The following is a 15,704-nucleotide window of genomic DNA, read 5'->3' on the forward strand; positions in this document are numbered from 1 at the left end:
AGCGGCAATACGAACCGCAATCCGGCATACATCATCGCATTGACTCAGCCGCTTTTCGCCGCGCCGGCAATTGCCGATTTAACAATTCAGCGGATTTCACCGCCTGGCTGAATCGGCTTTCATTTCCTTTCGCTCAATTTTCAAACGCCGCACGCGCATGATGCCGTTTGCCACAGCACGCGCCATAACACATATCACCAAGACCTGAACGGCTTATGCGACGCTTCCTCAACGTGTTGACCCATCCACGCACGCTCTCGATCATCGGCCTGCTCGCGCTCGCTGCTGTGTTGTTCGTCGGCGCCGATACACTGCAGATCGACCTGATGTGGCCGGCCATTGCGCTCGCTGCGGTGATCGCGCTATGGCTGCTGGTGTGGGCGGTGCGCCGCCTGCGCGCGCGGCGCGCGAACAACAAGCTTGGCGAGATGCTCGAGCAGCAGGCGGAAAAACAGAGCGCGGAAGCGGGGCCCGCGCCCACGCCGGCGCGCCAGGCGGAACTCGACGTGCTGCGCACACGCCTTGTCGACGCGGTGAAAACCATCAAGACCTCGAAGATCGGCCAGGTATCGGGCGGCTCGGCATTGTATGAGTTGCCGTGGTACATCGTGATCGGCAATCCGGCGGCGGGCAAGAGCAGCGCCGTGCTGAATTCGGGCTTGCAATTCCCATTCGCCGACAAGAACAACGCCGTAATTCACGGCATTGGCGGCACGCGAAATTGCGACTGGTTCTTCACGACAGAAGGCATTCTGCTCGATACGGCAGGCCGCTACTCGGTGCACGAAGAAGACCGTACCGAATGGCTGGGCTTTCTCGGCCTGCTCAAACGCTTCAGGCCCAAGGCGCCGATCAATGGCATCATCGTGACCGCGAGCATCGCGGAACTCACCAGCAGCAAACCCGAGTTCGCCATCAATCTGGCGAAGAACCTGCGCCAGCGCGTGCAGGAATTGACAGAGAAGCTGGAAGTTTTCGCACCGGTCTACGTGATGTTTACGAAGGCCGACCTGATCACGGGCTTCACCGAGTTCTTCAGCGGCAGCGAGCGTCATGAATACGACCGGGTGTGGGGCGCCACCCTGCCCTACGAACCGGACGAAAAGCGCGACGTGGTGGGTCTTTTCGACGAGCACTTCGAAGAACTCTATGACGGCCTGAAAGAAATCAGCGTCGCGCAGATGTCGATCAATCGCGGCAACAAGCTCTCGCCAGGCCAACTGAGCTTCCCACTCGAGTTTTCGACAATCAAGCCCGCGCTTCGCGCGTTCCTTGCCACGCTGTTTGAAACGAACCCGTTCCAGTACAAGCCCATTTTTCGCGGCTTCTATTTCACGAGCGCATTGCAGGAAGGCGAAACCAATAGTGCCGCCGCCACGCGCATCGCGAACCGCTTCGGCCTGAGCGCCGAGAGCATGCCCAAGCCGCACAGCGCGTTTTCGAAGAACGGCTTCTTCCTGCGCGACCTGTTTTCCAAGGTCATCTTCGCGGACCGGCAAACGGTCAGGCAATTCGCCAGCCCCGCGAAAACGCGCCTGCGCTATGCCACGTTCTTCGGCTTCGTCGCCGTGCTCGCGCTCGCGCTGGGCGGCTGGACGTGGTCGACCATCAACAACCAGCAACTGGCGGAGAACGTCAAGGCCGACCTCGACAACGTGGTGCGTCTGCAGCAGAACCGCAACGACCTGCAATCGCGCATGCAGGCCATGGACGTTCTCGAAGACCGTATCGATCAGCTCGAACAGTTCCGCCGCGAGAAGCCGCTTGCCGTATCGTTGGGGCTGTATCAGGGCGATCGTCTCGAGCAGCGTCTTCTTACCGAGTACTACAACGGCGTACGGCAGATTCTGCTGGATCCGGTTTCGCAGAACCTTGCGTCGTTCCTCAAGGAAGTCAACGCGCATCCGGATCAACTCGCCCCGCTCAACCGCACGCCGGATGCCGCGGCCGTGCCCGTCTCTGCACACAACGCGATGGCGGCTGGCAGCCAGGGCGGCCTTTACAGCGACGCTTCGCCCACCAATGTGGAAGACGCGTATAACGCGCTCAAGACGTACCTGATGTTGAGCGACAAGCGTCACGTCGAAACGGCTCACCTTACTGACCAGGTGGCGCGCTTCTGGCGCGGTTGGCTCGAAACGAATCGCGGCAACATGCCTCGCGACGAAATGATCCGCAGCGCCGAACGCATGATCACGTTCTACCTGTCGCGCGTATCCGACGACGACTGGCCGATGATCGACCAGAACCTCGGACTCGTCGATCAGACTCGCGAAAACCTTCGCCGTGTGGTGCGCGGCATGCCGGCGCGTCAGCGGGTCTATGAAGAGATCAAGGCACGCGCGTCGACCCGCTTCGCGCCGATGACAATCGCGCGCATTGTCGGTGAAAACAATACGGCGCTGGTGGCGGGCAGCTATGCGATTCCCGGCACGTTCACGCGCGAAGCGTGGTTCCAGTACGTGCAGCCCGCGATTCGCGAGGCCGCGACCAAAGAATTGCAGGCGAAAGACTGGGTGCTCAACACGTCCGCGCATGACGACCTCACGCTCGAAGGCAGCCCCGAGCAGATCCAGAAGGCGCTCGTCACGATGTACAAGACCGAGTATGCAATGCACTGGCAGAAGTTCATGCAAGGCATTGCGGTTCAGAGCTTCGGCAGCTTCGGCCAGGCGGTGGATGCAATGAACCGTCTTGGCGACCCGCAAGATTCGCCGATTCGCAAAGTACTCGAAACAGCGTATGACCAGACCTCGTGGGACAACCCGTCGCTCTTCAATGCGAGTCTGAAACGCGCGCAAAGCGGCGTGACGAGCTGGTTCAAGCAATGGTTCTCGCGCGCGCCGACCGGCCAGTTGAACGCGAACATCGACATCAACGGCAATCCGGTTGAAATGCCGATGGGTCCGATCGGACAGGAGTTCTCCGCGCTCGGCCGCATTGTCGTGACCGGCGACAACGGCTCCATGCTCAAGGGCTATATGGACACGCTATCCAAGGTCCGCACGCGCTTTAACGTGATCAGGAACCAGGGCGATCCTGGGCCGGGCGCGCGTCAACTCATGCAGCAGACGCTGGACGGCAGTGGTTCAGAACTCGCCGATTCGCTCAGGTACGTCGACGAGCAGATGTTGACGGGTCTCACCGATTCGCAACGCAAGGCGCTGCGTCCGCTGCTCGTGCGTCCGCTGATGGCCGCGTATGCGGTCGTGATCCAGCCCGCCAGCGTCGAAGTGAACAAAGTGTGGAATGCGCAGGTGTACCAGGCATTCCAGAACTCGCTCGCGAACAAGTATCCGTTTGCCGGCGATGCGAAGGTCGAAGCCGGCGCCGGCGAAATCGCGCAGGTGTTCGGACCCGACGGCTCGATTGCGAAGTTCGTCGGTACTACGCTCGGACCGCTGGCGGTGCGCCGCGGCGACACGCTGACTGCCCGCACGTGGGGCGACATGGGCCTTGCGCTCACGCCCGACTTCACCAACGGATTCGCGCGCTGGGTAGCGCCGCTCGCCGGCGGCGCAGCGGGCGCGTCGGCGGGCCAGAGCTCGGCAGAACCACAGACGGTGTTCCAGATCCTGCCGCAGCCCAGCAGCGGCACCACCGAGTACACGCTCGCAATCGACGGCCAGCAGATGCGCTATCGCAACACGCCACCGCAATGGACCAATTTCGTGTGGCCGAATCCGTCAGGCTCGCCAGGCGCGACGCTGTCCGCAACGACCTTCGACGGCCGCACGCTGCAGCTTGTCAACGAGCCGGGCCGCTACGGGCTCGAGAAGCTGATCAACTCGGCGCAGCGCAAGCGACGCCCCGACGGCACCTTCGATCTGTCGTGGACGCAAGGCAACGTGACGGTGGAGGTCAGCATGCGGATCATCAGCACGTCGCAAGCGTCGGGCGGCAACAGCGACGCGCCGCAGCAGCAGAGCCTGCGCGGCTTGCGTCTGCCTTCGTCGGTGGCGGACGTCAGCGCGGCGAGCAATTCGGCGGCGGCCACGAATACAGCAGGCAGCGCGATGCCCGTCACGACAACCACGACGACGACGGCGCCGCCGGTGACGCGGCCTGCCACAGCCGCGGTTTCGAACACAGGAGGTGCGCAATGACGCAGACCGTGCAGGCGCAAATCGCGTACTTTGGCAAGATTCCCTCGCGCGGCGACTTCGTGAAGAGCGCGCATAACCCGCAACTGCTCGCCACGCTCGACCGCTGGATCGCCGAAGCAATGGAACTGCTCACCGACGACCCGCGCTGGAAGATCGTCTACGAGAACGCGAAGCCGATGCACTTCGCGTTCCTCGGTTCGCGCAGCAAGCTCGCGATTGCCGGGCATATGGTGGCCAGTCACGACCAGTCGTCGCGACGTTTTCCGTTTCTTGCCGCTACCGCGCTGGAGGTCGAGAAGCCGCTCACGTTTCTCGCGCACAGTCCGCTCGCGTTCGCGCGTTTGTGGTCGCGTGTGTCGGCGCAAATGAAACCCTTGCTCGGCGCAAGCGAGCCGGCCGGCGCATTGCAGGCGCTCGGAGAGACGCACGTGCCGATCGAAATCGGCGGCGGTCCCGGCAATCCGCATGACGGCACGTTTAATGATTTCGTCGAGCATCAGACGCTTGCCGGACTCGAACAGATGCTGCTGGCAAGCGGGCATCCGGTGCGACTGCGCGGCGCGATGCTCGCGCTGGGTTCGCTGTTGCGCCCTGTGATGCAAAGCGGTTCGTCGCATCTCGAACGCGGGCTCACGCTGCCGTTGCCGAACGATCCGTTCTATCGCAGCCTCGTCGCGGCATTCTGGCTCGAACTGATCGCACCGTTTGTCGCGCAGGCGGACTTCGAGCTGGCGATTTTCATCGGCACCATTGCGGAGCGCGAGCGGCTCATCATCGGCTTTAACGGCGCGTCGGCAAAAACGCTGCACAGTGTGGTCGATCCGCAAGCCTATGCAGCCCATAACATCGATATCGACGACCCGGAATGGATCGACGAACACGCACAGAACGATCATGGCATCAGCAAGCTCGTCAGTTACCTCGACCAACCGCAACTGTCCTTGCGCGTCAGCATCGACACGTTTCGCGAAGCCTTCGCGGGAGCATGACGCGATGACCCACTCACGCCCCCCCATAAGCACGCCCCTCGCGCGCGTGCTGCTTGCCGCGCTGGCCGGTCCGCTTTTGAGTCCCCTTTTCAGCACCCTTGCTCACGCCGACAACGATGGTCCCGCACGCGTCACGCCGGTCGACAACAGCGGCATTTCGATTCGCACGACGGCCCTGCCCTCGTCTTCGTCCGCGGGACCGGCGCTTAACATGGCGGGCCTCGCGAGCGGTACGACTGGCGCCGGCACCGGTGCCGTCACGGCTGCGCCGCCGCCCGTGAACGCGGCGCCCGGCCAGGTCGTGGTCGGCGGCAAAGTGCCCGACGAAGCGACCAAAGCGGCCGTGCTCGCGCGTTTGCGCGACACGTATGGCGCGGCGAACGTGGTCGACCAGATCGAGGTCGCCGACGTCGCCACGCCGCCGAACTGGTCTGCCAATGTGCAAAAGCTGATCGGCCCGCAATTGAAGCAGATCAGCAAGGGGCAGTTGAAAATTGACGGCACACAGATCGACGTAAAAGGCGAAGTGCGCAACGAGTCGCAGCGTCAGCAACTCGCGAGCGACATGGCTAACGCGCTGAATCCGACCTATACGATCAAGAATGGCCTGCGCGTCAGCGCGTCCGAGCAGGGCCTGCTCGACCAGACACTCGCCAATCGCACGATCGAGTTCGAAACGGGCAGCGCGACGCTCACGCCGCAGGGCCGCGCAATTCTCGATCAGATGGCGATGGCCATGCAGAAAATGACCACGAAGACAGTCGCGATCATCGGCCACACCGACAACTCGGGCAACCGCACGTCGAATATCGCGCTGAGTCAGGCACGCGCCGATGCGGTGAAGGGGTATCTCGTCGCCAAGGGCATTCCACCGCAACAGATGAGCACGACCGGCGTCGGACCCGACCAGCCGATTGCAACGAACGACACGGCCGATGGACGCGCGCGCAACCGGCGCATCGAGTTTCGCGCGGGGTCCTGAACACCGGCATCGCGAGCGCCCTACTGCGTGCTCGCGAGAACGGCGCGCATGAAAAAGCTTGGTCCGGTCAACCGACCTCGCGCCAGGCTTTTTTATTTCGACGCGGACGTCTAGCTGTTTTCTTCAGGCTTCACGCCAAGCAGCTCGCGTATGTGTGCGAGCGATCCGTCGTCTTTCACCACCGTAGAAAGCCATTGATGCAAAGGCATGTCGGCGGCCTCCGCGGCCTTGTCGGCGAAGTAGGCAGCGGGATTGTGCGGCTCCGTGCTGCGAAAGAAACGGGCCACTGCGCGCAACTGCGCGACGGCTTGCGCGCGGCTCTGGATTCCTGCGATTGCGTGGCTCGGCGTGGTCGTCAACACAGGTTCCTCGGGTTGCGCAGACGTCTTGAAAGTAGGCTCGGCGCGTTCGGGCTCTTGCGACGCCGGTGTATTCGCTTCATTGACGGGTGTCTGCTGCGCTTGCGCATTCACACCGAGTTCGCGAGCAAAACGTTCGGCAAGACGATAGACACTCTCATAGGCGTCCTTTGCCTGCCGGAAACTCGGTGCGAGGTCGCCCGCACGACGGTCCAGCTCCTGCTCGAGCGCGAGCATCGCCGCTTCGAACGCCTTGAGATCGGCCAGCAACGTCGAGTAGAACGCGGGGGGCGTGGCGCGCTTCGAGGCGTCGATCTGTTCGATGGAAGGCTTGCCGCGCGCAATGTCGTCGGCATGATCGGGATCGCGCCTCACGGCTTGCGCGACGTGGGTGGCAACGTCCCAGTCGATCGTGCTGTACACGTTTCCCGGCGACGACGTCAGCGGCATTGCGCGCAGCAGATCGCCGGTTCGCCCGACGAGCCACGCAACGTTGCCGAGGCGATACTCGGTGTCGTCGCCTTCTGGCAGCGGATGGACGGCATCCCAGTACTTTTCGCACAGCCCCTTGAGCAGCATGTAGCCCTGCGTGAGACCGGTCACGCCTTCTTCAATGGCGAGCGCTTCAGTGAGCCACACCGCGAGCCGCAAGTCTTTGGTCTGCTTTTGCAGCAAGGCGCTGGAACGCTCGATCACAAACGGCCAGTCGGCTTCCTTGATTTCGGTGACCCATTCGCCCTGATCCAGCGAAGGGTCCTCGAAACGCCGCGCGTGGGCAATTGCATCGAAGTCGGCGGAAAACAGAAGATCTTCGCCGCAGGGCGCAGCTTCACTGACTGGAGCGAGCAGCGTGTTCAGATTGGTCGGCATGGCACAGAGCTATCAATTGGCATTCGTAAAGGCGCTTATACGACGGCGTATTCGAACTCGCCCGCGTCGGTCGAGCGCACGGAAATGCGCTCGATCGTCGCGCCGTTCGCAATTCGCTCAAGCACGTGCTGCGCGACTTCGGGCAGCAGCGTGCCGTTCAGAATGTGGTCGACGTTGCGCGCACCAGAATCCACTTCTGTACAGCGCGCAAGCACTGCATCGACGAGCGACTCGTCCCACTCGAACACCGCCTTGTGGTTCGATTCGATGCGGCTTCGAATTCTCTCCAGTTTCAACTCGATGATTTCGGCAAGCACGTCGTCGGAAATCGGGTAGTACGGCACCACTTTCATGCGGCCGAGAAAAGCCGGTTTGAACGCCTTATAAAGTTGCGGACGCAAGGTTTCGGCGAGCGCGTCGGCATCGGGCAATTCCTCGGCGCTCTTATTCAGGCAGGCCTGCATGACCGCTTGCGAGCCGACATTCGACGTGAGAATGATCAGCGTATTGCGGAAGTCGATTTCGCGGCCTTCGGCGTCATCCATCGTGCCTTTGTCGAACACCTGGAAGAACATTTCGAGTACATCTGGATGCGCCTTTTCGACTTCGTCGAGCAGCACGACCGAATATGGATTGCGGCGCACCGCCTCGGTCAGTACACCACCCTCGCCGTAACCGACGTAGCCGGGCGGCGAGCCTTTCAGACCGGAGACGCTATGCGCTTCCTGGTACTCGCTCATGTTGATCGTGACCATCTTGCGCTCGCCGCCGTACAGCGCATCGGCGAGTGCCAGTGCCGTTTCGGTCTTGCCGACACCCGATGGTCCGACGAACATGAACACCCCACGGGGCTTGTTCGGATCTTCAAGATTCGCGCTGGCTGTACGCACCCGCTGTGCGATGGCTTCGAGCGCGTGGTCCTGACCGATCACGCGCGCGGCAAGCAGCGGCTGCAGGTTCAACACGGTCTGGATTTCATCCTTGACCATGCGGCCGAGCGGAATGCCTGTCCACGACGCAACGATTTCAGCGACAACGTGCCCGTCCACCTGCAACGGCACCATGGGTTGACCATCCTGCAAAGCCTGCAATTCGGCCACACGCAGCGCCAACGTTTTGCGCGCCTGCTGCGCTTTCTCTGCTTGCTGTGAGTCCGCAGTGCTCACGCGAGCCGCGTCGATCTCCGCGCGCAAGTCGACGATCTGTGTCACGAGCGCACGCTCTTTGTCGTAGCGCGCTTCGTCTTCGGCGAGACGTTTCAGGTCTTCCCCTCGCAGCTCGCGCAGTTGCGCGAGCCGTTCGTCGTGCTGCGCTCCACTCGCCGCCTCGCGTTCGAGCGCGGCTATCTCCGCGTCGATGCGCTCCAGGCGCTTTTTCGTGTCGTCGATTGCGGCCGGGGTCGAGCTGTGCGCGAGTGCCACTTTTGCGCAAGCGGTGTCGAGCACGCTGATTGCCTTATCCGGCAGTTGCCGGCCGCTAATGTAGCGATGCGACAGGCGCACGGCCTCTGTAATCGCGTCGTCGAGCACACGTACATTGAAATGCCTTTCCATTAACGATGCCATGCCGCGCAACATTGCTGCCGCAAGCGTTTCGCTCGGTTCCTCGATCTTCACGACCTGGAAACGGCGCGCGAGTGCGGCGTCTTTCTCAAAGTACTTCTTGTACTCGCTCCACGTTGTCGCCGCGATGGTGCGTAGTTCGCCGCGCGCCAATGCGGGCTTGAGCAGGTTCGCCGCATCGTTCTGCCCAGCCTGGCCGCCCGCGCCGATTATCGTATGCGCCTCGTCGATAAACAGAATGATCGGATGCGGGCTCTTCTTCACCTCGTCGATCACGTTTTTCAGGCGGTTTTCGAACTCGCCTTTCACGCTCGCACCCGCTTGCAGCAGTCCCATGTCGAGCACATGCAGCGCCACGCCCTTGAGCGGCGCGGGCACGTCGTCGGCCGCGATACGGAGCGCGAGACCTTCGACAACCGCCGTTTTGCCGACGCCGGCCTCGCCCGTCATGATCGGATTGTTTTGCCGGCGCCGCATCAAGATGTCGATAGTCTGGCGAATCTCGCCTTCGCGGCCGATCACGGGGTCGATCTTGCCTTCGCGCGCGCGCTGCGTGAGGTTGCTGGTGTACGTATCGAGCGCGGGCGTTTTCGACGGCGCGCCCGGCATGGAAGTGGACGTCGTCGAACCGTCAGCAGTTTCTTCAGCGCGTTGCGCGTCATGACTGCGCTCGACTTCGCATGAGCTTGCCGTCAGCTCGTCGAACTTATGCTTGAGATCAGTCACACGCACGTCGCGCAAGAGCGGCGACATGCGCTCGGCGAATTGCGCGAGATCCGGCGCGCTCAGCAAGGCAAGCAGTAAATGCCCCGAACGGATGCGTCCAATCCGCGAATCGAGGGACGCGATCAGCCACGCCTGCTCGAGCAGATCGATCAGATGCTTCGAGAACACCGGCGTGCGCGTATTGCCGTTTTTCAGGCGCTGCAATTCACGCTCGATGTCCGCGCGCAACGCATGCGGATCGATTCTGCCTGCGCGCAGCACGAGCGCGACATCGCTCGCCGGTTCGTCGAGCAGCGCCAGCAGCAGATGTTCGAGGTCAACCTCGTAATGACCGCGCGCGAGACAGTTGTTCGCCGCCAGCAACGCTGCTTGCCGACAGGTCGGATTGAGTTTGGCGATCAAGGTGTTGAGGGACGTGCTCATGTCGTGCGATCCGGTCAGGTTCTATCGTTATGGTCAGTGAATCACGTGCAACTCGTAGCGCGCGTCTGCGCGGTCGCGGTCGGCATCGCGCGTGCAGAGAAACGCGTCCCAGCCGAGGCGCGCGCCTTTGCTCAGAAGCGTCGGCCCCACCGCCTCGCGGCGCAGCACCAGCGACACTTCGTACTCGAGCGTGACGCCCGCGAGCAGCGTGAGCATGCGTTCGAGCGCAACGGCGCGATCCGCGCCCGGCAGAAAGGCCTCGTAATCTGCCTTGTCCAGCGGGCCGATCACGAGCCGCGCCCGCATATCGCGCTGCCAGACGCGCTCGCCCGCCAGCGCGGTCGCGCCGAGTGTCGCGTTGACGCTGCCGAGCACAGTCAATTGATCGCGCGGTACGTTGTACCATTTGCCGACAAACTGTTCGACGCGCACCGGCACCCTGAAGTAGTCCGACAGCGTGCGTTGCAGGTATGCGGCGGACACGGGCCTGTGTCGTGTCGGTAACGCGTAGCCGGCAATGGCTTCGTCGAATAGCGCACCTTCGCCGCTTTGCAGGCTGCTGCGTGTGTCGTTGTCGGCCACGCCGGCAAGCGCGAGCAGCAATGGCAAATAGCGTTCGTCGCGGTCCAGTTCGTAGTGGAACGGCAAGCGGTACTTCTTCCACGCCGCGTAAAAGAGTGCGGTAGCCCGATTCGAAAACACATCGAAGAACTCACGCGCAGCGTGGTCGCGCTTGATCTGTTCTCGCGCGATGATCTGCTCCGTGTAGTGCAGCGGCAACGCGCCCTGCCCGCCGAGCAAACCGAAGAACGCTGGAGTGATGTCCACCTTCTCGAGCGAGCCGCTTTCCAGCGCCGCAGTGCGCTGCGCTTTTTCTTTTAGCGCGGTGCCTTCATCATCGTAAGATTGCGCGCCGTGAATTTCGCTCGGCGGAAACGACATCGAGAGCGAATTGCGAAAGGCGATGCGCTGCGCGACGATGTCGCCGGAAGGCCCGGTTCCCGATGGCAGTTGTTGTGCAAACCACTTCTCGAGCACACGCACTGCCTGAAAAAACTCAAAGCGATGCGGTTCGTCGAGAAGCTGCTCGACTACGCCAGGATCGATTCGCCGCTGCGCGGTTTGCATCGCAAGATCTCCTCGCCCGTGCGCTTCGACACGACGACCAGTTGCACAAAGCTGTTCAGATGCACGTACAGCCCAAAGAATGTATCGATCACCCGCACGAACGACGCGAGACTCGTGCCGACAAAATGTTCTTCGTCGATGGTCAGGCGAATTTCCATGCCGCGCACGAAGGTGGCGAACGGTTTGCCCGGCAGCCATTGCACGGCTGCGCGCTGCTCGATTCCGACCAGGCCGTCGATATGCCGCGCCGACACCGCCGTGCGCCGCAAATCGTAGAGCACCAGCATCTCCTTCAATGCGGAGAGACCGCTATTCGCAAGCGATACGTGGTTCAGCGCAAGATGAGAAATGAGCCGCCAGTGCGCAGCGCGCCCGCGCTCGAAACGCACGCTCGGCGTCGGCCGGCGCAGCATTGCGATGCTGCCGGTCAACGATCCACCTTCGAGGAACAGATCGCCGCCCTCAAGACCTATCGCGAGGCCGGCAGGCAAATCGCGATTGGTACAGGTCAGATCCAGACTCAACGTGTCGGTCTGCGGCGCGGCCGGTTCGAAGTCGATATCGACAATGGAGATTTCAGTCTCGTAACCGGGGCTTTTTTGCGCGACCCAGTCGTTGCGCCGCGCGAACCAGTAGTGTCCGGCCCGGGCTGCTTCGCCATGATGCAGTGAGTAGAACGGCCGGAATTCGGTTACCGATTCCTGATGGGCCTGCTGCCTGACGAGCTTCACTGAATCGATTGAATAGATCTCGTAAGCGAATGCGCGGCGCGCTTCCGCGACCACCGGATAAGAAATGGCCTGATGGCTCACGCGAATCGGTTCGCCATGGTGCTCGAACAGATTGACGACCGGTGTGCAAAACAGACGAAAGTGATGCGCGGACAACGCATCGAGAAGCCGCGCGACATGCGAATCGCTGCGCACTTCCCTCAAAACCACATGCAGCGTCAGGCGCTGGCAGCGGCCCGCGGCACACGTCATTGCCGCCAGATCAAAGTCCGCGAAACTGAATTTTTCCGGGAATGCAAAGTACTCGGTGAGGAGCCGGTAAGCCGGATGCGATTTGGCCGGATAATCAATCAGCGCGTCGTTCTCGTCAAAACCCGCTTGAGCGAGAGGCAACGTGCGTAATGGCGTCCACACTCCGCGCCGGTCGGCTTCCACATATGTGGACATCGCATTGACGAACAGGCAGTCCGCAAGCGCTGCAATGAACGACTGCTCCCCGTGCAGATGCGCGCGCACGGTACTCACCTTCAACGCGGACAGATCGAGTTGCGCAGCGGTCGATTCGAAAGTAATCGACACGATTGCCGTCGCGTTGCCGGGCAATACGGTCGCGCTCGGCGCCATGGACACCGATGTGTACTTTGCCTCGGAAATGCGGACTGGCGCGAGCGTAACGTCGTACGCGGTACGAAAGCGGCACTGCACGCCGCGAATGGGCCGCGATTTGAGTTCAGTGCCGCGCTCTATGACGACCGGTTCAGTCAGATGGCTGAGCGCCGCCGAGGTCCCCAGTTGCGCGATCGAACACGATGGAAATGGCCGCAGATAGTGCGGGTACAACACTTCCAGCAATGCTTCTGTAAATTCGGGGTAGTCGTCGTCGAGCTTCTTGTTGATGCGCGCGCCGAGCAATGCGAACGACTCGATCATGCGCTCGACGTGTGGGTCCTCGCAGTGTTCGCCGGATATCGCAAGACGCGCTGCGATCTTCGGGTAACGCTCCGCAAAATCGCGCGAATAGCGCCGCAGAAATGACAGTTCGCGCTCGTAATACGGCAGCAATTCTTCCATCGATCTATCCCCGAACCCGAACCCTTTGCGCCTGAACCATTGCCGCCGTTGCGCGCCGCGATAGCGCTCGGACGGTATTGAAGCGAAGCGTATTGAACAAGAAAATAGCGTCTACAGTTTCGCGCGTGCGCGCGTCACCGAGTATTGCAATGTTGATGGCTGCAGCATCGCATCGAAACTTACCGGTTCTTCTGCCGGATGAACGACCAGCAGCGCCTGAATCGCGAAATAAAGCGCATTGGTCGATTGTTCGTTCAGTTCGAGTGTCACCGATACCTGCTGCAAGCGCGGCTCATGCCGTGAAATGGCCTGTTGAATCGATTTGCAAATGAACGTGCGGTCATAGTGACTCGCGAGACTCAAACCCGCAAAGTCGTTCAAACCATAAGTGAGCACCGAACGCTGACACTCCGGTAAAGCGGCTAGCTCATGTTCGGTGAGCGCGATTCGCGTATTCAGGATCGCTTCGACGTCGCGCGCGACAGTGCTCTTCAATTCATCCAGCGACAATTGCCGCATCGCCGGTGAAGCCGGCAGATGCGGTTCGTCGTCGAACAGCTTGTCGAGAAAGCTGGGTTCGAAGCGTTTCATCAGCGTCCGGAGAAGCAGTTCCTGCCAAGCGCACGCCGCGCGCGGCCGCGCTTTCCAGGCGACGCGCGCCACAGCGTGCGCCGGTGCATTAGACCGCGTACGTCTTGTCGTTCTTCGTCAAGCTCCACGCGCCTTGCGCGTTGCCGCCCTGGTTGCCGCCGATCTTCTGCTGCGTGTACTTCCACTGCACAGCGGCGTACTTCAGCGAGAACTGCTCACTCGGCAAACCTTCACCGACCACGCTCGGCGTCACGCTCGAAATGATCACGTACTTCAGCTTCACTTCCAGATACTTGATTCGGTTGCCTTCGCCGTCCGAACGCATGAAGTCGATCGTGACTTCGTCGAACGTCGTGCCGCCCGATGCGTGCTGATAGATGAGCGGGCTCACCACGTCGATGTCTTTCGTGAAGACCATGTCGGCGTGCTCGCAACGCTCGGAGGTGTGACCGCCCGCGGTGGAAGCCGTTGCCGAACGCGGTTGCGTGATCGAGTGGCTCCACGAATCGATTTCGATCCAGCCAGCGTGATCTTTATCGGCGGACTCGCCTTTGATCGCAGGATTGCCGAATTTTAAATAGATGTCCTTCATAACTCATCGACTCCCCAAAGAGGTGGTTTTAGCAGCTAGCCCGGGCGGCCGGCCCGGGATTTCTGAACTTCGTTTACGAATTGGCCGGCTTCGGCAGGTCGGCGACGAGCCGCAAGGAAATGGACAGTTCATCCAGCTGGAAATGGGGGCGCAGGAACGCAACGGAGCGATAAGCGCCGGGCTTGCCCGGAATCTCCGAGACCTGAATGGACGCTTCGCGCAGCGGAAATTGCGCTTTCTGTTCCTGCGTCGCGTTGTCGTCCAGCAGCACGTACTGGGAGATCCAGCGATTCAGGAAGACTTCGACGTTCTGCGCCGATGCAAAGCTGCCGATCTTGTCGCGCATCATCGCCTTCAGGTAGTGCGCGACGCGCGACACCGAGAAGATGTACTGCAACTGAGCGGACAGAACAGCGTTCGCATTCGCGCTGTCGGTGCTGTATTTCTTGGGTTTCTGTACCGATTGCGCGGCGAAGAACGCAGCGTAGTCGGAGTTCTTGCAATGCACGAGCGGAATGAAGCCGAGGTCGCTCAGTTCTTTCTCGCGGCGATCGGTAATGGCGATTTCAGTCGGGCATTTCAGCGCGATTTCGCCGTCGTCGGTCTTGAACGTGTGCGTGGGCAGATCTTCAACCAGGCCGCCGCCTTCCACGCCGCGAATCGCAGCGCACCAGCCGAAGTCGTCGAATGCGGCGGTGAGACGCGCGGCGAACGCCCATGCCGCGTTACACCAGAGGTATTTGCTGTGATCGGTGCCGTCCACGTCTTCGACGAAATTAAAGCCCTCTGCCGTGGCGCCGTCTTTCGGATTGAATGGCAAGCGGCCGAGAAAACGCGGCAGCGTGAGGCCGACATAGCGCGAATCTTCCGAGTCGCGGAACGACTTCCACTTTGCGTATTCAACGGTATCGAACACCTTGCCGAGATCGCGCGGCTTGCCGAGATCGGCAAAGGTTTCGAGGCCCAGCAATTCAGGCGACGCCGACGCGATAAACGGTGCATGCGCGGCCGCCGCGACGTGCGACATCTGCTCGATGAAGTAGACGTCTTCCGGCTGGCGCGTGACTTCGAAGTCGCCGATGATGGCCCCGAACGGCGAGCCGCCGAACGTGCCGAACTCTTCTTCATAGATCTTCTTGAAGAGAGCGCTCTGATCGAATTCGATCGCGGTCTTGAAGTCGCGCACGAGATCGCGCTTGGGCGCATGCAGCGCCTTGATCTTGACCGTCGCGCCGGTATTGCTTTCCTTGCACAGATAGTCGAGACCGCGCCATGTGCTTTCCATGCGCTGGAATTCCGGCGCGTGCATCACCGCGCTCAACTGCGAGGAAATGAGCCGGTCGAGTTCTGCTACGCGCGCGTCAATAGTGGCCGAGAGGTTGTCGGAGACCACGACCGTGCCGTCGAGCACCTCGCGCACGAGTTCGCCTATCAGGTCTTTCGCGCGCGCATGTTCGGAATCGGACTTCGCGACGCGGCTCTTTTCGACGATCTCGTCGAGCAACGTGGATTCCGTGCCGCTTTGCGCGGTGGCGAGTTGGGCTGCTGCCGTTTGCTGATTCATCTCACACCCC

The 15,704-nt window shown here is 61.4% G+C and carries 10 protein-coding genes; 3 read left to right on the forward strand and 7 right to left on the reverse strand.

The window, feature by feature from the left end; genetic code table 11:
• Positions 1–215: 215 nt before the first annotated feature.
• From tssM to A3AC_RS0118770, 3 genes are read left to right on the forward strand one after another with little or no spacing between them, the layout of a single operon-like run.
• Positions 216–4,106, forward strand: coding sequence for a type VI secretion system membrane subunit TssM (gene tssM, locus A3AC_RS0118760; protein WP_025600773.1), 3,891 nt, complete (start codon positions 216–218; stop codon positions 4,104–4,106).
• A complete protein-coding gene (gene tagF / locus A3AC_RS0118765; protein WP_025600775.1) occupies positions 4,103–5,095 on the forward strand; it encodes a type VI secretion system-associated protein TagF in 993 nt (330 codons plus the stop codon). The genes tssM and tagF overlap by 4 nt, the downstream gene beginning before the upstream one ends.
• 4 nt (positions 5,096–5,099) lie before the next feature.
• Positions 5,100–6,077 (forward strand): OmpA family protein, encoded by a 978-nt coding sequence (locus A3AC_RS0118770; RefSeq protein WP_025600776.1) that lies wholly within the window; start codon positions 5,100–5,102, stop codon positions 6,075–6,077.
• A gap of 110 nt (positions 6,078–6,187) precedes the next feature.
• Here the strand turns inward: A3AC_RS0118770 and tssA are convergent, their stop codons facing one another.
• From tssA to tssC, 7 genes are all read right to left on the reverse strand, one after another.
• Entirely contained in the window at positions 6,188–7,306 is a 1,119-nt protein-coding gene (gene tssA / locus A3AC_RS0118775) for a type VI secretion system protein TssA (RefSeq protein ID WP_025600778.1), read from the reverse strand.
• A 35-nt stretch (positions 7,307–7,341) separates the two neighbouring features.
• Entirely contained in the window at positions 7,342–10,017 is a 2,676-nt protein-coding gene (gene tssH / locus A3AC_RS0118780; protein ID WP_025600779.1) for a type VI secretion system ATPase TssH, read from the reverse strand.
• A gap of 33 nt (positions 10,018–10,050) precedes the next feature.
• Entirely contained in the window at positions 10,051–11,145 is a 1,095-nt protein-coding gene (gene tssG, locus A3AC_RS0118785; protein WP_025600780.1) for a type VI secretion system baseplate subunit TssG, read from the reverse strand.
• A complete protein-coding gene (tssF, locus tag A3AC_RS0118790; RefSeq protein WP_025600781.1) occupies positions 11,109–12,947 on the reverse strand; it encodes a type VI secretion system baseplate subunit TssF in 1,839 nt (612 codons plus the stop codon). Before tssF ends, tssG begins: the two co-directional genes overlap by 37 nt.
• 111 nt (positions 12,948–13,058) lie before the next feature.
• Complete coding sequence (gene tssE / locus A3AC_RS0118795) at positions 13,059–13,538, reverse strand: type VI secretion system baseplate subunit TssE (RefSeq protein WP_025600783.1); 480 nt, start codon at positions 13,536–13,538, stop codon at positions 13,059–13,061.
• 88 nt (positions 13,539–13,626) lie between these two features.
• Complete coding sequence (locus A3AC_RS0118800) at positions 13,627–14,130, reverse strand: Hcp family type VI secretion system effector (protein ID WP_013343175.1); 504 nt, start codon at positions 14,128–14,130, stop codon at positions 13,627–13,629.
• 73 nt (positions 14,131–14,203) lie between these two features.
• Positions 14,204–15,694 carry a type VI secretion system contractile sheath large subunit gene (gene tssC / locus A3AC_RS0118805; RefSeq protein ID WP_025600785.1) on the reverse strand — a complete coding sequence of 497 codons (1,491 nt, stop codon included), beginning with the start codon at positions 15,692–15,694 and terminating at the stop codon, positions 14,204–14,206.
• Positions 15,695–15,704: the final 10 nt, after the last annotated feature.

The sequence above is a fragment of the Burkholderia sp. WSM2230 genome (assembly GCF_000472445.1).
GTDB lineage: Bacteria > Pseudomonadota > Gammaproteobacteria > Burkholderiales > Burkholderiaceae > Paraburkholderia.